The sequence below is a fragment of the Paenibacillus tianjinensis genome, assembly GCF_017086365.1.
GTDB lineage: Bacteria > Bacillota > Bacilli > Paenibacillales > Paenibacillaceae > Paenibacillus_AQ > Paenibacillus_AQ tianjinensis.
Genome location: NZ_CP070969.1, coordinates 3,173,141 through 3,196,649, shown reverse-complemented (window position 1 = coordinate 3,196,649; position 23,509 = coordinate 3,173,141). Strand labels below are relative to the sequence as shown.

Sequence of the window (23,509 nt, the reverse complement as noted above, 5' to 3'; positions counted from 1 at the left end):
GCTAAAAATCGTTCTCCTCTCTTTCTGTGTTACCCTTGGTAACGGGTCCAAGATCCACCTTTATAAAGTCCTCCGAGGTGTTCAACTCAGCAACTTCAATCCCGTTCTGCTCCAGGGAAGCCTTGACTTCTTCTTCGTTATGGACAGGCAGGATCAGCCGGGGCGAGCCGTTAGATTGCTTAATCAGCTGCTCCCCAAGCTCGAGAAGCCGTTCAACGGTAAACGGCTTCTGGAGATAAGCCCCATATTGATATTCCGAGTAGCTGATGTCCGGCCGCTCCAACACCGAGGAGACAATGACAGGTGTAGAACGGAAGAACTCATGATTCAGCAGACCCGAAACGAAGTCCCAGCCGGATTTCTCGCCTTTAAGCTGCACATCTACGATGCACAGAAGAGGAGGGAGGCCTACTGTATAATTCAGATGCAGCAGGGCCTCTTCGGCCGTATCCATAAGATACACTTCATAATTCCGTTCCTCGAAAGGTGCGGCAATCAGCTTGCCCAAGGTATCGTCATCTTCCACCACTACAATTTTTCCGCTAAGCGGTACCAGCTGGAAGGTGTTGAAGCTGACACTGAACGTGCTGCCTTGGCCGAGTTTGGATTGGAAGGATACGGCTCCGCCCATACCTTCTACCATTTCCTTGACGATTGCCAAACCCAGACCCGTTCCGCCAATCTGCCGCCGGTCGGAGTTGTCAACCCGATAGAATTTGTTAAACAACTGATCCTTGGACTCATCGGGGATGCCGAGGCCGTAATCCTGTATATCTATCACCCAATCCCCATTCTCCGGGCGAATCCGCAGATTGACGAGATCTGCACCAGGTGAATATTTAACTGCATTACTGATCAAATTGTGCAGGACCTGAATGATACGGTCAGTATCTCCTTTTATATAACATGGCTCGTCAGGGAAGTCGGTAACAATGCGATGAGTTTGCGTATTTTTCCACTGAGCCGCGACTTTGTCCGCAACGTTCCGCAGGTCCAGTGGTATAGGAATATAATTCTGCTTTCCTGACTCCATGCGCTGCAGATCAAGAAAAGTGGTAATCAGGCTCGACAGACGGATGGATTCATTGTGAATTGTTTCCAGATACTTTATCCGTTTGGCGGGCTGAACTTCTCTTTTCAATAGAATTTCTACAAACCCCATGATACTCGCGAGAGGAGTCCGAAGTTCGTGGGATACAATGCTTACGAATTCATTTTTCAAGCGATCCGCAGCCTCTTCCTCCGTGCGGTCACGGAAGACGAATAAAAATTGATCTTTTTCGTTCAGCTCATTCAAATTATTAAGATAAATTTCAAAATGCTTGTCACTGCCGATGGAGAAAAATTCCCGGAATTCCCGGAAGTCACTCATTGAACCGCCCAAAGCAAGTGTAATCTGATTGCGCAGCACTGTCCGGACGGAGAAATTAATATCGGGATTCTCATACAACCATTCTATATTGGAACCGACTTTGACCTCCTCGGATAGAAGCTTGGTAATCGGTTTGTTAACAAAAGATATTTCCCCTGAATAATCACAAATTATAATCCCCTCATGCAGTGAATCGACAATCCGGCGGAAACGGTCCCGTTGCTCACCCAGAAGCATCTTTTCCCTACCAAGCTGTTTGTTCAGAATTTCAAGCTCCTCGGCCTGTTTCCGCCGTTTCTCATTAGCGACCTGAGCGACAAACGCAAGAAAGAATTGATTGACAAGACCTTCGGCTGTATCCAGACTGCCTTGCGAGGGCTCTTTAACACCATAGGTGGTCAGCAGCAGGAAGCCCTCGATCTCTTGTGTGTCATCATACAAGGGATAATACTGGTCGCAAGCGTATTCATATCCACCGTGAACCCCGCGTTCTGTTCCGGATAAAGGTCTTGTTCTTACGATTGGTTTTTTTTCATGTATAACACGCCGGGCGGGGCCAAATAACTGGTCACTCATGATCTGGTTTCTCGGCTTAGGGTAACCCAGCGTGTAGAGGCATTCATAGGTATCATTGCTTATGCCCATCATCAGCTGTACAGCATCGAGACGCAGTGCCTTAACTAAGGAGGTGAGGGAATTGTTCAGGAATGTATCTATTTCCGCAAACCCGGTCAGATGCTCTTGATAAGAGGTGATCGTCTCAAGCTTCGCTTCCCGTTCTGTCAATAAATCAAGTGTACGCTGGCGTTCCATTTGCTGGGTCATGATTTCTTCATTCAAGGCTTCCAGTTCATCATGCTGCTCGGATAATTTACTCAGATGATGATCCAGCTCCTCCTGACGGTTCTGCAGCTGTGAGATCATGATATTGATCCCTGTGACTAGCCGCCCGACTTCGTCCTTACGCCCGCTTTCCTCCAGGTAATTGAACTGACCTCCGCCAATCTCCCGGACCACAGACTCCATCTCCTGAATAGGGGATATGACTGTTCTGCGCAGATGATTCCGGAGCCTATAGACGAATAAAACAGCTGCAGCCAGCATAATGAGAGGAGCCCACAGCAGCAGCGTATTCAATCTCTTGTTTTTATCTGTCAGCTTTGTGAGGTTCTCCCGCTCTGAATGAACCAATGTCTCAAACTGTTTATCGATTGTCTCTACCAGTGGAGTGATTTTGGTGATAGAAAGTTCATTGATCTGTGCCATCTGATTGGCCTGCTTAAGCGAAAGACCGGTTTCCAGAAGATTAAAGTATTCGTCACCGAGGGTATGGAGATCAGTGTATTTCCCTGAACCCTGTGATTCAATTGAGCTGTCGGTGATCAGCTGTGACAGATAATCATGATACCGGGTCTTGTACGTCTGTATATCAACAAGAAATTCATCTCTTCCGTAAGCCAAATGAGCTCTAAAGCTGGAAACAACCGAGCGGAAGTTCGTTTCTGCATCCTGCAGCCGGTTTAGCTCATCCAGCTTATGCTCCATGGAAGCTCCATTTTGCTGGACTTGATAATTAACGAATAAGCTGGTGGATATCATTATAAATGCTAAAGTGTACACTAAGCGGTATACTGCCCGGGTTAGGTTGACAGCTAATCCTTTTTCCATAGACCTTTTCATCATACGTCTATACCAGTCACTTCCGGCATCATATAATCCAGGATGACAAGATCAAAGGAAGTTTCATTAATCACTTGAATTGCTTCTTTACCGTCAGACGCTTCAGTAATGGTATAACCTTCATTTTCCAGTGTTTCACTTATCAAAAAGCGGAGAACGGCTTCGTCGTCAGCGATCAGAAGGTGGGGTTCAGTCATGGTTGTCAGCTCCCAGTTTGCAGATTGTAAATTTTTAACTCCACTATACGACAAAAGGCGATTTTATACATGTGTATTCGTGCCTATTTGCTATAAATAATAGAAAATATGAAAACTTCCGAGCCGAAACTTAATGGATATCTACTCGTTTTTGAAGAGCTCCTGAATTACATAATATGATTGCTTCAGTCTTTCTTTCGACTGTGGAAGATCCCAGGATTCCCATTGGTACCGGGACATGCTGGCGAGTTTGCCGCTCATATCGGCTGCCGGAAAAGAGTCTGCCACCCGCAATGTGCCGGAAGAAGTCTCCAGAGGTGCCGCATTCCCGTCAGAGCCGGGCTTATAAGTGATCACAGCAATATCTATGCCATCAATAAGGCTGCTGCTCTGCATTCCTCCATTCCAGACATCTCCATGAATTTCGCGAGTGCTCGGGTCCTTGATATTAAGCAGGGACCAGGGCAGCCGCAGCTCGATCATAGCCTTATCCCGGTTCACATAGAAATCAGCCAGTGAATTATAATCCTCAGCCTCCGGGTTACCGTTGCCGTACATAAGCTTTCCTGTCTCGTAGAAGGTGAACGGCAACTCTTGCCCGTTGGAGGGAATGGTTGTTTTTTTATTCAGCGGGAGCCGGATCGGGTGGAAGCGGCCGCTATTTTTCGCAATAGGGTAAGATAGCGCCTCAGTGAGCTGGTCTCCATACTGGAACTGGAACAGATCATAGTAACTGTCAACAACAATCCGTGATGAATCTTCCCCTTGAAACTGAACCACGAAGTCTATGCCTTCTTCAGCCCTGGCTCCGGTATGCTTCGGCAGATCCATGTTACCTTGCCCTTGAAGAGTATTGAATGCGATCATTGTATTCATAGCCTTAAAGGGATTGTCTTTATCCATATCCTTGTAATCCAGCCGTAAATAAAGATAACGTTCGTCATGAGCGGCGAATACCTTGCTTAATGTGCGCTGATCATCCTGTCCGTCACCACCTGATTGAATCGGTCCTGACTCCTTCTCATAAAGAGTTGCAGTTTCACTTGCTTCCCAATCCTCCGTGCTGCCGTCCACCAGGATTTTGAGCCTGTCGAAGCTTAATAGGCCGAATTGCTGCTCGTTTGTCTGCGCGTTGGACCAATAGGGCCGTCTGTCCGGGTTGTCCAAATCCATCGTGTTCCAGGTTCGCTTAAACCATTCATCCTGCCAGGTGAAGACCAGTCCGCCCATCATACCTGCGTAGACAATATCCTCATACAAGCCGGCATTGATTCTGCCCTGGTCATCTTCGGAGAGGAACCCCTGGTTCTTACCAAAGGGGTTCTCATGCGTTAACCCTCTGGAGCTTGGCACACCGAATTCGGCAATAAGGACGGGAAGAGAGTTGGCGTTCTTGAGATTTTTCAGGTAAGCTGCGTAATTATTCAGTTCCCCGCGGTGATCTTTGTATTTCAGATAAGCAGGCTCATAGTTCATAAATTCCGGATAATACGGATACACATGATAGGAAGCGAACTGGCCGGTATGAATGTCCTCTTTTAAATGAATCACATCGGGGTTCACCGACACCATATCCTCTGTGTCAGAGGGCTCAGCCGGATGATCCAGAGGATCTGTCGTCACCCAGTTGGTGAAGCTAATGGGCCGCTGCCAATGATAATTAGCCAGTTCATAATCCAAAGTATGATCAAATATACTAGCCAGCCAGTTTTCAAAAGGAGCTGCACGCTCCGTATAAACATATTTCCCCGCATAATCCCCGATACTTGCATTCACAAGATTCGTTTGGTTTACCATGGCAGGATCCCACTCGATTCCCAGGATCCAGGCGGCCACATAGGGAGATATATCAGCCTTATAGCTGCCGCTCGCGTGTCCGGGTCTGGGCGGAAGCTCCGCATTTCCATGGATCACATGAATAACATTTTCGATTTCTTGTTTAAAAGGCTCCAGACTGTCCGGCTGGAAGGCATCCATTGTGGAATTCAGCGTTTCTTCATCTATCCATACACCCTGCATCACATATAGCTTCGACTCATGCGAGTCATTAAACCGTTTCAGGGCGTTATAAAATCCGGGAGGATGCAGTGTATATACCCGTATCACGTTGGCGTTCATAGCTGAGATCATTTCCAGCCAGCGGTAATATTCCTCCTCCGTAATTCCGCCTTCGCCGGGCCATGTTCCGGGCTTGGCCATCCCGATATTGACTCCTTTGATCTGCATATCCTTCCAAGCATTCTTTTCATAAACCTGGAGACGGTTACCAGTAATTTGGGCAGTGTAGAAGTTACCTGCATTCTTATAAGGTGTGATTACTTGCATATTATCGTTGGTATCCTCCATCACGGTTGTTTTTCTGTCGCGCATAAGCACAAAGGCTACAACGATAATGAGCAGAAGGAGTGTTCCCGCTACTGCTAGTTTTTTCAATTTTCATAATCCCTCCCAAAATTCAACAATATCAGTATAAAACTAACATGATAATACTTGGCCAGCAACAACTACACGATAATAAAAGGCAGGTTCAATCTCTTAACCGCATGTTTATACTCCAAAATGTGCAAACTTTGTACAATATGAATTCATATGAGGAGAAATGAAGGATGAGCGAATCATTAATTATGGAATCTATACACCAGCTGGCTATACCCTTTGGAACCCAAGAATCGATGGACAAGCTGATTATGCATGCGGAAAAAGCCAAGTATGTGCTATTAGGTGAAGCTTCGCATGGAACCTCGGAGTTTTATTCAGTCCGCGCAGAGCTGTCAAAACGCCTGATTGCAGAGCACGGATTCCGTTTCATTGCAGTAGAAGGGGATTGGCCTTCCTGTTACACCTTAAACCGTTATATCAAAGGTTATCCCGATGCCGCAGATGATGCGAGAGCAGCACTGAACGACTTTAACCGCTGGCCAACCTGGATGTGGGCTAACAAGGAGATTCAGGAGCTTGCCGAGTGGCTTCGTGATTTCAATAAGGATAAACCTGATAAGGAAAAGGTCGGTTTTTACGGGATTGATGTATACAGCCTGTGGGAGTCCATGGATGAAATTCTGAAATATCTGGCTACACAGGACCAAGCAGATCTTGAAGCAGCCCGGAAGGCTTTTGAGTGCTTCGAACCTTTTAGCAGAGATGAGCAATCTTACGGGATTTCTGCTTCCTTGTATGGGGAGGGCTGTGAGGATGATGTCATTACCCTGCTTGGCAAGCTACAGGACAAATGGAAGGAAGCTCATCCGGATGATCAGGAGAATGCGCTTAGTGCCGAATTAAATGCAATGGCTGTAAAAGGTGCGGAATCGTATTATCGTACAATGATCCGCCACGACTCAGATTCCTGGAATATCCGTGACCGGCACATGGTGTCGGCACTGGAGAAGCTGATGGATTTTCACGGGGAGAATGCGCGGGTGCTGGTCTGGGAGCACAATACACATATCGGAGATGCCCGGGCAACGGATATGGCGAGTGAAGGTATGGTGAATGTTGGACAGCTTCTGCGGGAACAATATGGCAGCCAAGTGTACGCTATCGGTTTCGGAACTTATGAGGGGACTGTCATTGCCGGCAAAAGCTGGGGTGCACCCATGGAGGAAATGAAGGTGCCACCCGCAATCAAGAACAGCTGGGAAGAACTTCTGCATAGAAATGGAGCTCGGGATCAGCTGCTATTAATGGACGCGGAGAATCATGCGCTTGATGAGATGATGGTAGGGCATCGTGCTATCGGTGTGGTGTATCATCCTGAACGGGAAAGAGGTAACTATGTACCAACAGTGATCTCAAAGCGTTATGACGCTTTCATCTACTTAAATCACACCAAAGCATTGAGACCCTTAACCCTAGAATTATCAGGTGGAATTGAACGGGGCAGCCGATGAAGCTAAACCGAGTATTAGTGATTCGATTCGATTGCTGAAACGATTAATTCAGCAATCTTTGGGCGTTGTTTGGAATTTTCGGAAAAAAATACGCCGGCAATGGTTCACCACTTGCAACAACCGCCATAACAATGGCAGTAGGTGTCGTGTTCTTTCTGCCTTACTCTTCTTTTTCAACGGGGGAAGCCACTTCAACTAAGATCATGGAAGCCTGGCTAGCTGTGATTTTCATGGCTTTATTTGCTCAGTACTGCCTTATTTATGGTGGAATCAAGGTATATCTCTTAGCGGTGCTAATAAAACGTCTTTATTCTTTAATATCGTTCCCATATCAGCGATGGCTATATCTGCCTTATCAGGGGAAAGCATAGTATGGCTCAATTCGTTGGCGCTCTTGTGACTATATCTGGAATTATTTGGTCGACTGGGACTTCAAATGTACGACGATCCGAATGTTTCTCGCGAAACAGTCATGAATGAGAAGAGTCATGTATAGAGGAGACGAAACGGATGCAGCTAGCAGAATCCTCTAAACTGTAGTTATAACTATAAAATATCATCTAGAATACCACAAGTTATAATAAGCCCGAGCTGGTTAACGGAGAATATGGAATATTATAGCCTGATGAATGAACGGATTAATTGAATCTTGCTGTGTAGATCAAATAAGTGTAGATTTCATGCATCAAATCCAAATCAAGCAGCTGGAGCTACAGGATCAAGATAAATCAATTCCGGAGACATTCATTGGATGATTCAAGCGATTCAAGGTACAAAGCCAAGAAAAAGTCTTTTACAAAATTCAAAAGAATAATTATATGAACGAAATAATTAGAGAAAAAGAGCAGAAAATATCATTAAATATAATTACAAGCAAAAGAAACGAATTATCCGAAAAAAGGCTTGAGTTAGGCTATTCAAGTTTATTCACCCGGTTCTTCTTCACAAAACCCGTATTTTGTACATATGTATGTAGCTCGAAATCCACCCTTGTATTTGGATAAAGTTTTGTTGTCGGAGGACAAGAACATATATCCTTAAAGGACAAGAACATGTATCTATTGTCGTAAGTATGCCACCTTGCAGATGAACAAGGCCTGTATAGCCGTTTTTCAGTAGAATTCTTGCCGCATTCTTGCTTCTTATCCCACTACGGCAGTATAGAAAAACATCTTTTTCCTTAGGGATTTCCCCTAAGCGACCCGACAGTTGGGATAATGGGATGTTCTTCGCCCCGCTGATATATCCAGTCTTATACTCTCCCGGCTCCCGTACATCTATGAGCATCCGTTTCTCAGTGCTCTCCAGCACATTTTGGAAATCGTTAGTGCCCAGTGCCTTTAATCCTTTGGCCGGTCTTACACGGGAATAGACAAACCAGAGCAACAATATAATCACTGCTATATTAATGATTGAACCTGTGTTCACAATGCCTTCCTCCTTTTGAGGGTGTTTTTTGAAAGCATGCTTGTGTAGACAAAACATCACCTTGTATTGCATATAGACTACGGAATCCATGCTTACGGAGGATTCTTGCTGCTTTGTTGTTTTGGTACCAATTGTTGGACAGAATTAGTACATTATCATCAGGAAATAGATCTTGTTGCCATACATAAAGAAGACGCCCTAAAGATATATTTATCGACCCGGAAATATGTCCTTCCAAATAATCCGAAGCATCCCTGACATCGAGCATTTTCAAATTTAAACTTTCCTTAGCTTGGACCCAGTGGTGAACATTTATATAGGAAAGTGAACGAACGGGCCACAACTGGCGCAATAACCATAAGATCACTGCTCCAGTCAAAAAGTACAAAAGTGTTATCATGTTGTCCTGTCCTTTCAATAGCGCTGCAGCTGCTGATTATGCCTCCAGTTACTGCAGTACTGTCCTGTAAGGCTTTATTCACAAACCAATACATCCGTCCAGGCATTAAGCCCACCGGTCATATTCACGACATTATATCCTTTTTCATTTAGCAGTTCGCAAGCCAGACCGCTCCGGCTTCCGCTTCGACAGATGACAATGGTTTCTTGTGCAGGATCCAGCTCCTGTTGCCGTTCCAAAAGCTGTCCAAGCGGAATATGCTTGGCAGCGGCGATGTGTCCCTCTGCCCATTCTCCTAGTTCGCGAACATCCAGCATAATAAGGGACTCCCCTTTCTTGAGCTGCGCTGCTACCTTCTGGGGTGTGATTTCTTTTGAAATTTTGAATGCCATGTTAATCTCTCCTTTATTCTTTTTATTATTAATGTTAAAGCTATCCGTTAATGACTTTTGACTAAAAGCGCGATGGCTTCCTTGACCATTTTCTCGGTATTTTGGTTACCCTCAGCTTGTTTAGCTAAAATACATTGATGCAGATTCTCCGCGACGATTTGGGCAATAGCTTTATCGGATGCATTGCGTACGGCAGACAATTGAGCGACAACTTCTTTGCACGACTTTCCTTCTTCCATCATTCGCAGCACACCCCGAACCTGGCCCTCGATTCTGCGTAAACGTGATTTCATTTCATTCAGATAATTGTAATCCATTATTAAGATCACCCTTCTAATTTGATACTTATACCCCTATAGGTATTATAACGCGAAAAATCATTAAAACAACACTCTTTAAGGAAATTCACTGAATACTATAAAATGGAAGACCAGATTTTTACTGCCGTGAGGGCAATTAAGATGACTAATCCGTAACGCAACACATTAACATTAATTTTGGAGCTTATCCTGGATCCAAGAGGTGCTCCCAGTAGACTTCCGATTACAGTATAGATTGTAGGTTCCAGAGGAATACCCCCAGCCGAGATTTTACCGATTAACCCACCGATTGCTGATATAAAGACGATAGCAAGCGAGGAGGCTATGTTTGTACGAGTGGGTATTTTGAGAACGGTAAGCATAATAGGAATAAGAATAAATGCGCCGCCTGCTCCTACGATTCCTGAAACGATCCCTACCAATATAGCCGCGCCTATTGCAATGACTTTATTGAATGTTAGATGATCCGACTGTTCTTCGAGACTGACTTCATGTATAACCCACCGTCTTTTCATTAGGATTTGCTTTTAATTTATGGAAAAAAAGATCGGTTATGACGGAAAATGCAATGGACTGCATAAGAAAAGGCCAATCAGTCTTAAACTGATTAGCCTCTCGTTGATATTGTTTAGTTCCCTGCATATTTCGTAATAGCTGCCGTAAACCGTTCTAGCGGTTGTACCCCGACGAAGGTTTCAACTTCGGTTCCGTTATGAAACAGCTTTAAGGTCGGGATCCCCTGGATTCTATACTTCGTTGCTCCAACCGGATTCTCATCCACGTTCAGCTTCGCAATAATGGCTTGATCTCCAACCTTTTCGGCTAAATTCTCCAATATGGGTGCAATCATTCGGCACGGTCCACACCAAGGTGCCCAAAAATCAACTAGAACCAGATTGTTATTCTGAATAACCTGTTCCATTGTACCGTCAGTCACTTTCATTGTTGCCATGCGGTTCTCCTCCTCTATTTTAAACTTATACCCCTATAGGTATATATTATGATTACCGGAGCTCTTTGTCAATTGCCAATTTTAACTTCATAGTGTGCGGATAAACTGAAGATTTACTTTCTGGATTCCGAAGTGTCCTAAAGTGTATAACACCGCTATTTGCATTTTCTCGACTGCCATCGATGAACCAGAGCTGTGCACTTGAATTTTTATAGTTGCCTTGTGATCTGCGAAGTCAATTTCCAGTAACTCTGAATTTGGAGGAAAAGGATTCTCTAGTCCCTCCTTCTTTGCGGCCAGCAATTGACGTATCGCTGTAATTCTTGGTGCGACCACTGCCGTCTTATTGGTATATGTCATTTCGACCGGAACAGGTTTGTTTCCTTTAAACAGATAAACCGTATATCTTTCCTGCCTTACTAGCGCGTTCTGTATATTATGTGTTGCAGTTAACTCTCCCGAATCAATATGTTGAATGATATCGATGATTTTTTGCGTCTCTTTAAAGCCTTCCACCCGATAACACTCCCTCTCCTGTTCATCCAAGAAAACAAGAGTCGGATTATGAGTGACACCATATTGATTCGTGATTTCTTCCTGGACATCAGCATACACCAGCTTATATTCCATCCTCTCCATCTGGTTTACGACCTCTTGAACCACCGTCTTCATAGATCTCCCCATTGGGCAAGCCGTCACAGTGAACAGGAGTAAATTACGAACAGACTGTCTCATCCTGATTTCCCTTCCTTCTAAAAAGCATCAACCGTCTTTTGCATGATCTCGTAATTGATAGCTCCACGGAATACTTCACGAATAACGCCTTGTTCATCGAGGACATAGGTGGTGGGATAGGCTATCACCATATAGTCTGTCATAAGAGTCCCTTCTTCATCCATAACGATGGGGAAGGTTAATCCAAACTCTTCGATAAACGGTTTAACGTCTTTGGGGCTATCTTCGGTGGCTGTCAAATTAACTCCTAAAATGACGGTGTCTTTCTGGTAGTCTTCATAAAACTGTTGCATATGCGGCATCTCTGCACGGCACGGCGGACACCATGTAGCCCAGAAGTTAATCAGGACCTTTTTCCCGCGGTAATCTGCCAATTGAATCGGATTCCCGTTTAAGTCGTTTAATGTAAAATTCGGTGCCCGTTGTCCTTTTTCAATTCCAATAGGTTGATTTTCGTTCGAAGCCGACGTTTGCTCCTTTTTTGATTCTTTCGTAGTCCCGGTTACGTAGTCATAAACCCCATAACCAACAAGTCCAATTAGAACAAGGAGTGCCAACCAGTTTTTCTTCATCCACTTATCCCCTCTTTATAGTGTAATATCGAATAGTGTGTATTTGGCGAGCCATGCGCTGATCTTCTGAAGTTGACCCGTAAATAGCAGCAAGCCAAGCCCCAGGAATATTAAGCCGTTGATTTTGGAAAGCACAGGAACATACTTATTCATTTTCTTCATAATGCCGGTTGAATAAGTCAGCACCCATGAGATAATAAGGAACGGGATGCCAAGTCCTAAAGAATAAATAGCCAGCATCCATATCCCTATTCCGAGCGTTTCCGACGAACCGGCCATCAGAAGTATGGAAGACAAAGCGAGTCCAACGCAGGGGGTCCAGCCGGAACCAAAGGCTAGTCCCGTTAGGAAGGATCGCACCATGCCGCCATTCGATCGAATCTTTCCTGTATCCCAGGACTTATTCGACATAAACCAACGAAGCTGCAGCCATCCGATCATCTGCATCCCGAACAAGATGATTAGAAGCCCGCTCACCTTTTGTATCAGTTCCCTCTGTTCCGCAAAAATCCGACCAACCATACTCGCCGACGCTCCCATCGCGATAAAGACAACACTGAAACCGATGATGAAACTGATGGAGCGAACCAACAAAAGCTTTCGGTTAACCTCCATTTTGTTATTCTGAATAGATGACCCGGTGATATGGGAGATATAAGCTGGAATGAGTGGAAACACGCAGGGCGAGAGAAAGGATAAGGCTCCTGCTGCGAGAGCGATAAACATCGTCAACAGATCCACTTAGAGGTCCCTCCTTTTCAATAACGATAAAATAAGATATAGCCCTCCTGCAGCGGCAATCCCTGCGATTTGGAGGAAGTCGAAGGACAGGAATACGGATACTCTGTTGGAATTCAGGAATCCAATCGCTACTAAACCGATACACAGCCATAACCCTCTCTCTACTAATCCCGTCCAAAGAATCTGTCCTTCAGCTAATAGGAAGGAGAGCACGATCAAGATGGACAAGGCAGAAGTGGCCAGGAGTGTCAGTTTTTGCTCCGGTACAAACCATGACAATCCAAGATCGTAAACCGTTAACCCGCCCAACAGATAAATCGTAGCTGCTTCTGCAACCATAAGAAAAGACATTTTCCTCTTGATCAGGTGATAAAAAAGATATCCTATAACGGATAAAGACGCAGCCCACCGTCCCTTGACTCCACCGTCAAAATAAACTAACGATAAAGGTTGCTGGATCACCGACGCTGGCTCCCATAATAGGAGACTTCCTTTCCAAACCAACAACCAGATCAGGAACGCTTGAAAAGAAATGGCCCCCAGTTCATATTTCCATTTCATTTTTCGCTCATAACTCCGCAGAGCAGCCCATCCTGCCATACCAAAAGCGAAAAACAGCAATATTTGCCCATTCAATACGAATGATCCAACCTGAATCGTATACAAAGTGTCCCCTCCTCGCTTTAACGGTCATATTATCGATCCTATGTTAAGAAATGATAAAGAAAAAAATAGAACGAAAGGACTTAAGGTCCCTTTCGTTCTCTCTTATACACCCTATAAAATTTCTTGATGATCAGCTGGTGTGAATTTCGACATGGAATAGCTGCGATAACCGCCTGTCACGTTCTTCACTTGGAAGCCCTTTTGGTTCAGGATTCGTGAAGCGATGTATCCTCTCATCCCAACGGCGCAGTAAGCAAAGATCTCTTTATTTGGATCAAGTTCGTTGCTTCTTGCCCGCAATTCATCGACCGGGATATGCAGTGCTCCTTCAATATGTCCTTGATCATATTCTGCCTTTGTTCTTACATCCAGCAGGATTTGGTCTTCCGGATTGATGTTCTCTACCTCATTTAACGTCGCCACCTCAGTCCGTCCAGCTAATACATTTTGTGCCAGGTATCCTGCCATATTAACCGGATCCTTCGCAGAAGAGAACGGAGGCGCATACGTCAGTTCTAACTCGGCAAGATCGTTCACAGTTCCCTTCAATCGAAGGACGGTAGCGATCACATCAATCCGTTTATCTACACCTTCCTCCCCGAATGCTTGCGCGCCAAGGATAGTGCCTTTATCATTAAATAGCAGTTTCAGGGCAATTGGCTTCGCTCCAGGATAATACGTGGCATGGGAACTTGGATGAACATAGACCGTTCGATAAGGTGTATTCAATTTTGTGAGCATCCGCTCGTTACTTCCCGTACTTGCACCGGTCAAACCGAAGATCTTGATAATAGCGGTGCCTTGAGACCCCTTGTAAACTGATGGCAGTCCGCAAATGTGATCGGCTGCTATTCGTCCCTGTTTGTTTGCCGGTCCTGCTAAAGGGACTGCCGCTTGTTGTCCGGATACAAAGTCCGAGATTTCAACCGCATCCCCTACAGCGTATACGCCGTCGCAGTTGGTTTGCATCGATTCGTTTACCAGGATATGGCCTCTAGCTCCAAATTTAATGCCTGAATCCTTCAAGAAACCGGTATCTGGAGCAACACCAATGGCTAGAATCACCAAGTTTGCACAGACTTTTCTTCCACTCTGCAAGGTAACGGAAATTTTCCCGTCCTTCTCTTCGAAAGATTGAACCCCGTCTCCAAGCAGCAATCGCACTCCGTTGTCCTCAAGCTCCTTCTCAGCGAACGTCACCATGTCAGAATCGAATGGCGCCAAGATATGCGGTGCTGCTTCAACTAAAGTCACTTCCAGACCCCGGTGTCTAAGATTTTCGGCCATTTCGACACCGATATAACCACCACCGATGACAATCGCACTTTGGATCCCTTCCCGATCGACATGAGCTTTAATTCGATCCGTATCCGGAATAGTTCTAAGCGTATATATCAAGTTGCTTTCAATCCCTGGAATCGGCGGCTTGAGCGGTTTTGCACCGGGAGACAGGATTAAATAATCATAGCTCTCTTTGTAAATGCCCTTTTCTTTGCTGTAAACAGTAACCGTCTTTTCATTCGTATCGATTCCGGTGACCTCACTATGAATGCGAACATCGAGATTAAACCGGGCTTTCATGCTCTCGGGAGTTTGTACCATCAGCTTCGAGCGATCTTGTATCGTTTCACCCACATAATACGGAAGGCCGCAATTGGCGAAAGAAATGTGTGCATCCCGCTCAAACATGATGATTTCCGCATTTTCGTCCAATCGTCTAAGTCGAGCAGCGGCCGACGCTCCGCCTGCTACTCCGCCAACAATGAGCACTTTCTTTTTCATTAGGGTCCACCTTTCTAATTAATCATAAGCCATACCCAGTATGGTATACGTGATGTCAATCACATGTCAAACAATTATACATAATTTTCCATGTTCTAGAGCATCTTAAATAAAAACGTTCTAGAAAGGAAATTGAACATGACCCAACTCACCATTATTCAGCAAAACGACACTTAGTCTCATGCAGAGTATTTCTGGAAAGCTGGAATGCCTGAATATCGTCAAACTGTCGGGTTCGCTCGTATTGCCCATGCTGTAAAGAAAATAAGAAAGAACAACCCGAATGTATTGTTCGTGGACGGAGGAGATTTTATGCATGGAACGGGTCTCGCTGTACTTTCACAAGGCAGCGTTATCATTCCCCTTCTAAATGCATGGCCGTACCTGGAAACTGGGAATTTGCTTATAGGTATGAATTAATCACGAAACTCCAAGAACGGTTCACATTTCCGATTACTTCTCTTAATCTGAAAGATACAAGAAATCATCAGTATGTATTCAATCCTTACATCATCAAAGAGATTGATTCCTTGCGCCTTGGTATTATCGGCTCAATCTATCCCTACGTACAGGAAACCATGCCGTCTTCCTTCTCCCAAAACCGTTCGTTCTCTTTAGGAACAGAGGAATTGTCGACAGTGATTCAGAAACTGAAAGATGAAGAGCGAGCAGATCTTATTGTCGTCGTCAGTCATATGGGTTTACCTCTGGATGTGAAGCTGGCATCTCAAATTCACGGTATCGATATTCTACTTAGCGGTCATAGTCATGATCGAATTAGCCGTCTGATCATCCAGAACGCCTGTATCATTATGCAATCCGGGGCGAGCTCTTCATTCCTTGGAAAGCTTGACTTAACCGTTAAACAAGGGGAAGTTACAAATTTCTCACACGAGCTTATCCCTCTTTATTCGGAAATTTACGAAGAAGATGCTGAAATTAAAAGCATGATTGATGAATTATTACTTCCCTATCGAGACCAGTTAACGGTACCGAATGGAACGATCCGGACTCTACTTCACAGTATGACACTTCAGGAAGCACGGATCGACCGCCTTATCACCGACGCCTATTTAGCCTATACGGACGCCGATTTTTCCTTCTCCCATGATGGAGGTACGGAGCTCCTGTATTACCCGGAGTAGTAACTATGAACGTTCTATACAATACCATTCCAACGAATCCCGAACTATTTATCCTAGAAATGGAGGGGATTCCCTTCTATCGGCCTTGGAACGCAACTTAGAGCAAGTATTCGCTGCCGATCCCTATAAACAAAAAGGAGGTTATATTTTACGCTCCTCGAACCTTATGATGGCTTATAAACCTTACAATCCATCAGGTCACCGTATTCAGCATGCGGAAATCAGAGGAAAATCCATTCAAGAAGATCAAATTTACCGCATTGCCGGGGATGGCTAACAGTTGTTTATGAAACATATAAGCGGTCGAAAGATGCTAAGCGTTGACGAACACGAGGTTCTTAAATCCTATTTTGACCGAAAAGGTGAAGTTATGGTCATGAATCAACCTCATCCATCATTTCTATATAATTCGAACATCAAAAAAGACAGTCCCCCCCTGTCTTTTTGAAGTTACTTCGACTGACGAGCAATGATCATGTAATACTGTTCGGAAGGAAAGAGGATATCCTTCAGGACAAAACCTTGCCTTCTCTCTAAAGAGCCCCAATGGTATTTTGCATGATCTCGTAGTTAATTGCTCCACGGAATATCTCACGAATAACCCCTTGTTCATTGATGAAATAGGTAGTGGGATAGGCTATAACACCATAGTCCATCATTGTGTCTCCTTCTTCGTCCAATACAATAGTGAAGGTTAATCCGAACTCTTCGATAAATGGCCTAATATCTTCGATCTTCTCTTCGGTTGATGTCAAATTAACCCCTAAAATGACCGTATCTTTCTGGAAGTCTTCGTAAAACTGTTTGGTTCTAATTCTAAAAACACTTATTATCTGCCGTAGTGAATTTTGAAATTGAATAGCTTCGATAGCCACCCTCTGTGTATACACCATTTTCTTTGCTATTTACGGTAACGGTTTTCTCGTTCACATTAATTCCCGATACCTCACTATGAATACGAACATCGAGATTAAATTTCCGCCTCTTCATCCAAGCGTCTAAGCCGGGCAGCTGCCGAAGCTCCGTCTGCAACACCGCCAACAATCAGCACTTTCTCTTTCATTATAGTCACCCTTCTTATTGAGTCATTTCATACCCCGCAGGGTATATGAAGTATAATGTTAAATTTGTATAGCTGTTTGAGATATGAGTTACACTCCAGACACTATACATAAAGTGCCGCGATTTGAACATCTTATGTATAACTGTTCAGAAAAGGGAGGTTCAAAAAATGACTCAACTAACCATTATTCAGCAAAACGATACGCATGGGTATATAGAATCCCATGAGGAGTTTTTTTGGAAAGGAGATGCTCCTGAATATCGTCAAGCCGGGGGTTTTGCTCGGATTGCCCGAATTGTAAAAGAAATCAGAAAAAACAATTCAAATGTATTATTCGTTGATAGTGGAGATTTTCTTCATGGAACGGGCCCTTCTGTACTTACGCGAGGCAGCACCATTGTGCCTCTACTCAACGCATTGGAGATTGATGCAGCAGTACCTGGAAATTGGGATTTTGCATATGGTTCCGAACGGCTCCTGCAACTTCAGCAACGATTGGCCTTTCCAATGATTGCTTTCAATCTGAAACACAAAGATAATAATAGTTATGTGTTTAAGCCTTATATCATAAAGGAAACGGATTCCTTGCGACTTGGTATTATCGGGCTAACATACCCATACGTGCATGAAACAATGCCCCCCTCCTTTTCTGGTCTTTTATCATTTTCTTTAGGAACAGAGGACTTGCCTGCAGTGATTCAGAAACTAAAAAAAGAAGAACGAGTGGATCTGATTATTGTCGTTAGCCATTTGGGCTTGCCCTTGGATGTGAAGTTAGCCTCTCAGGTTCCTGGCATAGATATTATATTAAGCGGTCATAGTCATGATCGGCTTAGCCAGCCTATCATCCATAAAGGCTGCATCATTATTCAGTCGGGGGCAAGCGGTTCATTTCTTGGAAAGCTTGTAGTAAGCATTGAACAAGGAAAACTAACGGACTATAAGCATGAACTTATTCCTATTTATGCGGATCGTTACGAAGAAGACGCTGAAATGAAGTTCATGATCGATGAATCATTATTTCCATTTCGAGACCAGTTATCAGAAGCGGTTGGAACAATCCGTACTCCGCTGCATAGAATGACGCTTCAGGAAGCACCTATGGACCGCCTTATCACCGACGCGTATTTAGCCCACATGGACGCCGACGTATCCTTCTCCCACGGATGGAGATATGGGGCGCCTGTATTACCAGGGATCGTAACAATGAATGATTTATACAATATGATTCCCACGAATCCTGAACTCTTTATTCTGGAGATGGATGGTGCATCCCTTTTTTCAGCATTGGAACGAAATTTGGAGCAAGTATTCGCTGCCGATCCCTACCAACAGAAAGGTGGTTATATTTTACGCTCCTCGAACCTCATGATGGCCTATAAACCATACAATCCACAGGGACATCGGATACAACATATGGAGATAAAAGGAAAATTGGTTCAAGGAGATCGAATATACCGCATTGCCGGTGCAGGTGAACAATTATTTATGAAACATTCTGTCAGTCGTAAAATGCAAAATGTTCATGCTCATGATGTCCTGAAAGAATACTTTGCCCGCAAAGGAGAGATTACAATTAATGATAGCCCCTTTATTATCTCTATATAATTGAAAGCATTACAAAGGCAGGAAGTAATCATCCTGCCTTGCAAATGCCCTTTTGAACTAATAAACAAGAAAATTCGCTCTCAGTGATGATAAAAGTTATTAGGATATCGGCAAAGTAAACCAGAAGGTATATTTGCTATTGTCACTTTGTAGGCCAACTTCCCCATTGTGCTGCTCAACAATTTCCTTAACAATTGCGAGACCGAGCCCGGTTCCTGTGATATCACCCTTACGCGGTCTAAAAGGATCGCCTTTCACAAAACGTTCAAAAAGGAATGGTTGTGCCTCTTCCGAAATAGGTCTCCCATAATTTGCAATTGAAAATTTGTAAATTCCGTTTGCAACCGATCCTTGTATCCATATTTCCTTCCCTATGTCATAAAGGACTGCGTTAGCTACCAAATTAGTGATAACTTGTTTGATCCCTTGCGGGTTTATTCTTATTTCGTAGGGTTCAATATCGTTGTGAAAGTGAATACCTTTCTTAGAAGCGTCCAAACAAAAACTTTGGACTACCTGGTTACATAGTTTTTCAATTTGGATATTCATCTTCTCCTGTTCCGTCAATTGTTTCGCTTCCCAAACAGAAAGGGAATGGAGTTGATCCACTAGTCGAGACAAATGCTGCGATTCTTCATATAGTGAACGGTATAATACCGGATCACCCACAATCACCCCCTCTGTAAGAGCTTCCAAATATCCATTTAAATTGCTTATAGGTGTCCGAAGCTCATGCGAAATGTTACTCATCCACCGTTTGCGATGCTGCTCTTCGCGATGCAGCACCGCTGACATATGATTAAAATGATGAATAAGCCTTCCTAATTCGTCTTCGCCCTGCTGGGTAATCGGTTCAGTCTGCTCTCCCTTCATTACTGACTGTATCGAATGGGTTAGTATATTCAGAGGAGTTAACAGTTTTCGCACGAAGAAAAAGTGAACAAGGCCTCCAACTACGATGGCTAAGAAGCTCGCTCTCCATAAGTAAAATTGCATGACCTGATTAAAGCTTCGAGTTGTTTCTAAACCAACGGTCTCGAATTGTCCTACAGTGACACACGCGAAGTCTTTGAGGGAGAAACCAGCAAGCCAGATCACGATTAGTACGACAATTCCGTTCACAAACATTAGTTTCCATGACAGATGACGTTTCCAGAAGAATAATTTATTCATATCCATTGAACCGATACCCCATTCCACGAATGGTATCAATCATATCTGACGATGCCCCTGCGCCATTAAGTTTCTCGCGCAACTTGCTGACATGAACGTCTATTGTCCGGTCAATAACCTGTTTTTCCTCATAGGGATATAATTCTTGCAGAATTTGATTTCGGTTCAAGACTTGATTGGGATGGCGCAAGAAAAAATACAATAATTGAAACTCGTGATTCGTAAGTGGAACAATCTTTCCGTCATATTTGGCTTCTCCCCGAAGCGGCTTCAAGGTAAGCCCCCTATAACTGATTTTGCTGCATCGGTTTGCGGTTCTTCTCAATATGGTCTCAACCCGGACAACGACCTCTTTGGGGCTAAAGGGTTTTGTAACATAATCGTCCGCGCCCATTTGTAATCCCCAAATCCGTTCTGATTCTTCTACCTTCGCAGTTAGGATCATTAACGGCACATCACTGTTTTGATCGGATCGGATCCATTGACAAATCTCCTCGCCACTCACGTGAGGAAGTATCAAATCAGTAATTACAAAGCAAGGATCCAGTTTCTCAAATACCTCCTTGCCCTCCCTTCCATCTTTTGCTTCAAATACCTCGTAACCCTCATTTTCTAGATAAAGCCTGATCAACTTTCGAATCTTAGCATCATCCTCTATAACCAGCACAGTTTTACCTTTCACAAGAACCTCCCTAATATGAACTTGACTTAACAGTATATATTATTGAAACATTATTAAGTTTCTATAAAGAAAAACCAATGAGTTCGAACTCATTGGTTTTGTTAAGTATACTGAGGTCTATTTTTGAGTCGGACCCTTCCAAGACATCATCCCGCCACGTAGTTCCGCTACACTGGAAAATCCTTTTCGTACAAGTATCTTTGCGGCTTGTTTGCTTCGAATCCCACTCTGACAATACACTAAAACCTTACAATCTTTTGGGATTTCGTCTATATGCTGCTGAAGCTGGCTGAGGGGAATATTTACGGCTCCTTTGATGTGGCCCCGCTTATATTCATGTATTTCCCGAACGTCGATCACCTTGTTTCCCTTGGCTTCGCTTTGAAACTGTTCCGGTGTAAGAGCACGCAGACCTTTCACTGGCGCGTACTGTTTGTATAAAATCCAGAGTACAACTAACGCTAGTATAATATAGAAAAAGTTATTCATTTTCCTTCACCTACCTGCAATCATATTCATAACATTCTCTCTCTCGATTCAGAGGAAGAAAACAATCCTTAACGGCGTATAGTCTGGTAAATCCCCTTCTCGCCAGAATCCTCGCCGCTTTTTTTCTTTGCAGCCAGTTGTGCGAGAATATAATCACTTCATCCTCTGCCGAAAGGTCTTTTTTCCATACAACGGGCAGCCGGCCAACAGAAATATTGATGGATCCGGGAATATGCCCCTCTCTGTACTCGTTCGTATCCCTAACGTCGAGTAATTTCGCTTTGGACCACCGATCTTCCAATAGAGACCATTCCTTGCGATTCACACAGGTAAGGAACGGAACTGGCAAAAGCTGAATCAATATCCACCACAACACCAATAGACTGGCTATATAGAAAATAATCATATGGATATCCCTTCTAATGAAACTCTTTTATCAATCCCGGACAAGTACGCTGTTCCATACGGTTAACCCACCCGTCATGTTAACTACTTTATATCCCTTTTCATACAGCAGCTCGCAAGCCAAACCGCTGCGATTTCCGCTTCGGCACATGATAATGAACTCCTGGCCACGATCTAATTCCTTGTGCCGTTCAATTAATTGGCCCAGCGGAATATGTTTGGCACCTTCAACATGCCCCTCTACCCACTCCGCCAATTCGCGAACATCCAATACATTCAGCGACTTTCCTTTTTGTATTTGTTCAGCTACTTCTTGTGGTGTGACGGCTTTAGGTATTTGAAATGCCATGTGGTTTTCTCTCCTTTTTATTATCGATAATGCATTTGAATTTAATACTAATACCCCTATGGGTATTATAGCCTGCCATTGATACTTTTTCAATGCTTCTTATTGGTAAACAATTTTTTTCGTTATGCAGAACTCTGCACATCCATGAATGAAACGCAGCAACTGCTGGAAACCTCAGTTGCTGCTGAATATCAATATATTCGTATTTATTCGCGAACCAGTTTGTCAGTCCAGGCAAGGAGACCGCCGGTCATATTGATAACCTTAAATCCCTTATCGTTTAGAAGCTCACAAGCCATTCCGCTGCGATTCCCGCTGCGGCAGATCACGATGGTTTCACGTGCAGGGTCAAGCTCGTTCAGTCTCAAATTCAGTTCACCGAGCGGAATATGCTTAGCGCCTGCAACGTGGCCTTCCTCCCATTCTTCGACTTCACGAACATCGAGTACCGATAACGACTCACCTTGGTTAAGACGGCTCGCTAGTTCACTAGGGGCCATTTCTTTATAAGCCATGCTGTATTCATCCTCCTGGTGTTTGTTTATCTGTAGTCTTTCCTCACTCATCTGCTTTTAACAAGCAATTCCACAGCTTCTTTGACCATTTTTCCCGGATCTGGATTACCGTTGGCTTGTTCTTCCAAAATACATTGCTGCAGATTCTCCGCCACAATTTGAGCAAGCGCTCTATCGGAGGCGTTGCGAATGGCAGACAACTGTGAAACGACCTCTTTGCAGGACTTACCTTCATCCATTAACCGCAGCACGCCGCGAATCTGTCCTTCGATTCTGCGCAAACGGGTTTTAATTTCATTGGGATAATTGTATTCCATATCTGTTCATCTCCTCTTATAAGCAATACCTGTATAGGTATAGTATAGAGCAAAACCATTCAATATACACGCTATATAAACAAGTTGACTTTTCCGTTTGATGCATCGCCGAGATAAGCGGCAACACCTGCATATTCGATACCGTCCATCAGTTCTTCCTGTTTTAGACCTAGAAGATCCATAGTCATCGTACAGGCAACAAGCTTGACTCCTTGCTCCTTTGCAAGCTCAATCAATTGTGGCAATGACAATGCATTATGCTTCTTCATGACATGCTTGATCATCTGGGGTCCAAGCCCGCCGAAATTCATTTTAGAAAGACCCAGCTTGTTAGCGCCGCGCGGCATCATCCAGCCGAATGCTTTTTCAAGAAAGCTCTTATTGGTTTGGATCACCTCATCTTTGCGAAGGGCATTCAATCCCCAGAAGGTAAAGAAAATCGTCACTTCATGATCATAAGCTGCAGCCCCGTTAGCTATTATAAAAGCGGCAATCGCCTTATCGAGTTCACCGCTAAAGAGCACAATTGTAGATTGTTCAGACATTTTTATTTAGACCCACCTTTTATATACAGTTACCCCTATGGGTATATAATGACGAATAAAGAACATTTTATAATCTTTCATACATGCTCCT

General features: G+C 44.0%; 27 protein-coding genes and 1 pseudogene. 5 read left to right on the top strand and 23 right to left on the bottom strand.

Annotated elements, in window-relative coordinates; genetic code table 11:
• Position 1: 1 nt before the first annotated feature.
• The 3 genes from JRJ22_RS14205 to JRJ22_RS14195 form a co-directional block, all read right to left on the bottom strand.
• The gene (locus tag JRJ22_RS14205) at positions 2–2,917 is read right to left on the bottom strand and encodes an ATP-binding protein (protein WP_206100184.1); all 2,916 of its coding nucleotides are present in this window, start codon (positions 2,915–2,917) and stop codon (positions 2–4) included.
• Positions 2,918–3,051: 134 nt separating this feature from the next.
• Positions 3,052–3,249, bottom strand: a complete 198-nt coding sequence (locus tag JRJ22_RS14200; protein ID WP_206100183.1) for a response regulator — start codon at positions 3,247–3,249, stop codon at positions 3,052–3,054.
• 141 nt (positions 3,250–3,390) lie between these two features.
• Entirely contained in the window at positions 3,391–5,682 is a 2,292-nt protein-coding gene (locus JRJ22_RS14195; RefSeq protein WP_206100182.1) for a hypothetical protein, read from the bottom strand.
• A 173-nt stretch (positions 5,683–5,855) separates the two neighbouring features.
• Between JRJ22_RS14195 and JRJ22_RS14190 the strand changes: the two genes are divergently transcribed.
• Entirely contained in the window at positions 5,856–7,139 is a 1,284-nt protein-coding gene (locus JRJ22_RS14190; protein ID WP_206100181.1) for an erythromycin esterase family protein, read from the top strand.
• Between the two features lie 65 nt (positions 7,140–7,204).
• A complete protein-coding gene (locus JRJ22_RS29850; RefSeq protein ID WP_232380841.1) occupies positions 7,205–7,510 on the top strand; it encodes a hypothetical protein in 306 nt (101 codons plus the stop codon).
• A gap of 571 nt (positions 7,511–8,081) precedes the next feature.
• On the opposite strand, the gene JRJ22_RS29565 is transcribed toward JRJ22_RS29850, so the two are convergent.
• The 11 genes and pseudogenes from JRJ22_RS29565 to JRJ22_RS14130 form a co-directional block, all read right to left on the bottom strand.
• The gene (locus tag JRJ22_RS29565; protein ID WP_332461330.1) at positions 8,082–8,657 is read right to left on the bottom strand and encodes a rhodanese-like domain-containing protein; all 576 of its coding nucleotides are present in this window, start codon (positions 8,655–8,657) and stop codon (positions 8,082–8,084) included.
• Positions 8,545–8,835 (bottom strand): rhodanese-like domain-containing protein, encoded by a 291-nt coding sequence (locus JRJ22_RS29755; RefSeq protein ID WP_408637899.1) that lies wholly within the window; start codon positions 8,833–8,835, stop codon positions 8,545–8,547. Before JRJ22_RS29755 ends, JRJ22_RS29565 begins: the two co-directional genes overlap by 113 nt.
• Before the next feature lie 206 nt (positions 8,836–9,041).
• Positions 9,042–9,359: a rhodanese-like domain-containing protein gene (locus JRJ22_RS14170; protein WP_038696195.1), complete on the bottom strand. Its 318-nt coding sequence runs from the start codon at positions 9,357–9,359 to the stop codon at positions 9,042–9,044.
• A gap of 47 nt (positions 9,360–9,406) precedes the next feature.
• A complete protein-coding gene (locus JRJ22_RS14165; RefSeq protein WP_038696191.1) occupies positions 9,407–9,676 on the bottom strand; it encodes a metal-sensitive transcriptional regulator in 270 nt (89 codons plus the stop codon).
• A gap of 98 nt (positions 9,677–9,774) precedes the next feature.
• Positions 9,775–10,140, bottom strand: a pseudogene (locus JRJ22_RS14160) (sulfite exporter TauE/SafE family protein); the annotation flags it as partial.
• Between the two features lie 167 nt (positions 10,141–10,307).
• On the bottom strand, positions 10,308–10,631 hold the full coding sequence (trxA, locus tag JRJ22_RS14155) for a thioredoxin (RefSeq protein ID WP_206100179.1): 324 nt from the start codon (positions 10,629–10,631) through the stop codon (positions 10,308–10,310).
• Between the two features lie 87 nt (positions 10,632–10,718).
• Positions 10,719–11,366: a thioredoxin domain-containing protein gene (locus JRJ22_RS14150; RefSeq protein WP_206100178.1), complete on the bottom strand. Its 648-nt coding sequence runs from the start codon at positions 11,364–11,366 to the stop codon at positions 10,719–10,721.
• A 17-nt stretch (positions 11,367–11,383) separates the two neighbouring features.
• Entirely contained in the window at positions 11,384–11,938 is a 555-nt protein-coding gene (locus JRJ22_RS14145; protein ID WP_038696183.1) for a TlpA family protein disulfide reductase, read from the bottom strand.
• Positions 11,939–11,953: 15 nt separating this feature from the next.
• Positions 11,954–12,679: a cytochrome c biogenesis CcdA family protein gene (locus tag JRJ22_RS14140; RefSeq protein ID WP_082451809.1), complete on the bottom strand. Its 726-nt coding sequence runs from the start codon at positions 12,677–12,679 to the stop codon at positions 11,954–11,956.
• A complete protein-coding gene (locus tag JRJ22_RS14135) occupies positions 12,680–13,345 on the bottom strand; it encodes a hypothetical protein (protein WP_038696181.1) in 666 nt (221 codons plus the stop codon). It lies immediately after the preceding gene.
• Positions 13,346–13,456: 111 nt separating this feature from the next.
• Positions 13,457–15,127 carry an FAD-dependent oxidoreductase gene (locus tag JRJ22_RS14130; RefSeq protein WP_052098483.1) on the bottom strand — a complete coding sequence of 557 codons (1,671 nt, stop codon included), beginning with the start codon at positions 15,125–15,127 and terminating at the stop codon, positions 13,457–13,459.
• A 374-nt stretch (positions 15,128–15,501) separates the two neighbouring features.
• Here JRJ22_RS14130 and JRJ22_RS14125 point away from each other — a divergent pair, with 374 nt between their 5' ends.
• Positions 15,502–16,272, top strand: coding sequence for a bifunctional metallophosphatase/5'-nucleotidase (locus JRJ22_RS14125; protein WP_052098482.1), 771 nt, complete (start codon positions 15,502–15,504; stop codon positions 16,270–16,272).
• Positions 16,235–16,549 carry a 5'-nucleotidase C-terminal domain-containing protein gene (locus JRJ22_RS29560; protein WP_332461329.1) on the top strand — a complete coding sequence of 105 codons (315 nt, stop codon included), beginning with the start codon at positions 16,235–16,237 and terminating at the stop codon, positions 16,547–16,549. Before JRJ22_RS14125 ends, JRJ22_RS29560 begins: the two co-directional genes overlap by 38 nt.
• A gap of 256 nt (positions 16,550–16,805) precedes the next feature.
• Here JRJ22_RS29560 and JRJ22_RS14115 read toward each other — a convergent pair whose 3' ends face one another.
• Positions 16,806–17,147, bottom strand: coding sequence for a TlpA disulfide reductase family protein (locus JRJ22_RS14115; protein ID WP_159067746.1), 342 nt, complete (start codon positions 17,145–17,147; stop codon positions 16,806–16,808).
• Between the two features lie 356 nt (positions 17,148–17,503).
• Here JRJ22_RS14115 and JRJ22_RS14110 point away from each other — a divergent pair, with 356 nt between their 5' ends.
• Positions 17,504–18,943 carry a bifunctional metallophosphatase/5'-nucleotidase gene (locus JRJ22_RS14110; protein WP_206100177.1) on the top strand — a complete coding sequence of 480 codons (1,440 nt, stop codon included), beginning with the start codon at positions 17,504–17,506 and terminating at the stop codon, positions 18,941–18,943.
• Between the two features lie 99 nt (positions 18,944–19,042).
• On the opposite strand, the gene JRJ22_RS14105 is transcribed toward JRJ22_RS14110, so the two are convergent.
• From JRJ22_RS14105 to JRJ22_RS14070, 8 genes are all read right to left on the bottom strand, one after another.
• Positions 19,043–20,122 (bottom strand): sensor histidine kinase, encoded by a 1,080-nt coding sequence (locus JRJ22_RS14105; protein ID WP_052098479.1) that lies wholly within the window; start codon positions 20,120–20,122, stop codon positions 19,043–19,045.
• A complete protein-coding gene (locus JRJ22_RS14100) occupies positions 20,109–20,798 on the bottom strand; it encodes a response regulator transcription factor (RefSeq protein ID WP_232380839.1) in 690 nt (229 codons plus the stop codon). The genes JRJ22_RS14105 and JRJ22_RS14100 overlap by 14 nt, the downstream gene beginning before the upstream one ends.
• A gap of 117 nt (positions 20,799–20,915) precedes the next feature.
• Positions 20,916–21,287, bottom strand: coding sequence for a rhodanese-like domain-containing protein (locus tag JRJ22_RS14095; protein WP_038696174.1), 372 nt, complete (start codon positions 21,285–21,287; stop codon positions 20,916–20,918).
• Positions 21,288–21,297: 10 nt separating this feature from the next.
• Positions 21,298–21,693, bottom strand: coding sequence for a rhodanese-like domain-containing protein (locus JRJ22_RS14090; protein WP_052098478.1), 396 nt, complete (start codon positions 21,691–21,693; stop codon positions 21,298–21,300).
• A 30-nt stretch (positions 21,694–21,723) separates the two neighbouring features.
• Positions 21,724–22,041, bottom strand: coding sequence for a rhodanese-like domain-containing protein (locus JRJ22_RS14085; protein WP_038696173.1), 318 nt, complete (start codon positions 22,039–22,041; stop codon positions 21,724–21,726).
• A gap of 206 nt (positions 22,042–22,247) precedes the next feature.
• On the bottom strand, positions 22,248–22,556 hold the full coding sequence (locus JRJ22_RS14080; RefSeq protein ID WP_038696172.1) for a rhodanese-like domain-containing protein: 309 nt from the start codon (positions 22,554–22,556) through the stop codon (positions 22,248–22,250).
• Positions 22,557–22,603: 47 nt separating this feature from the next.
• Positions 22,604–22,873, bottom strand: coding sequence for a metal-sensitive transcriptional regulator (locus JRJ22_RS14075; RefSeq protein ID WP_038696171.1), 270 nt, complete (start codon positions 22,871–22,873; stop codon positions 22,604–22,606).
• 71 nt (positions 22,874–22,944) lie between these two features.
• The gene (locus JRJ22_RS14070; RefSeq protein ID WP_038696170.1) at positions 22,945–23,418 is read right to left on the bottom strand and encodes a DsrE/DsrF/DrsH-like family protein; all 474 of its coding nucleotides are present in this window, start codon (positions 23,416–23,418) and stop codon (positions 22,945–22,947) included.
• Positions 23,419–23,509 lie beyond the last annotated feature (91 nt).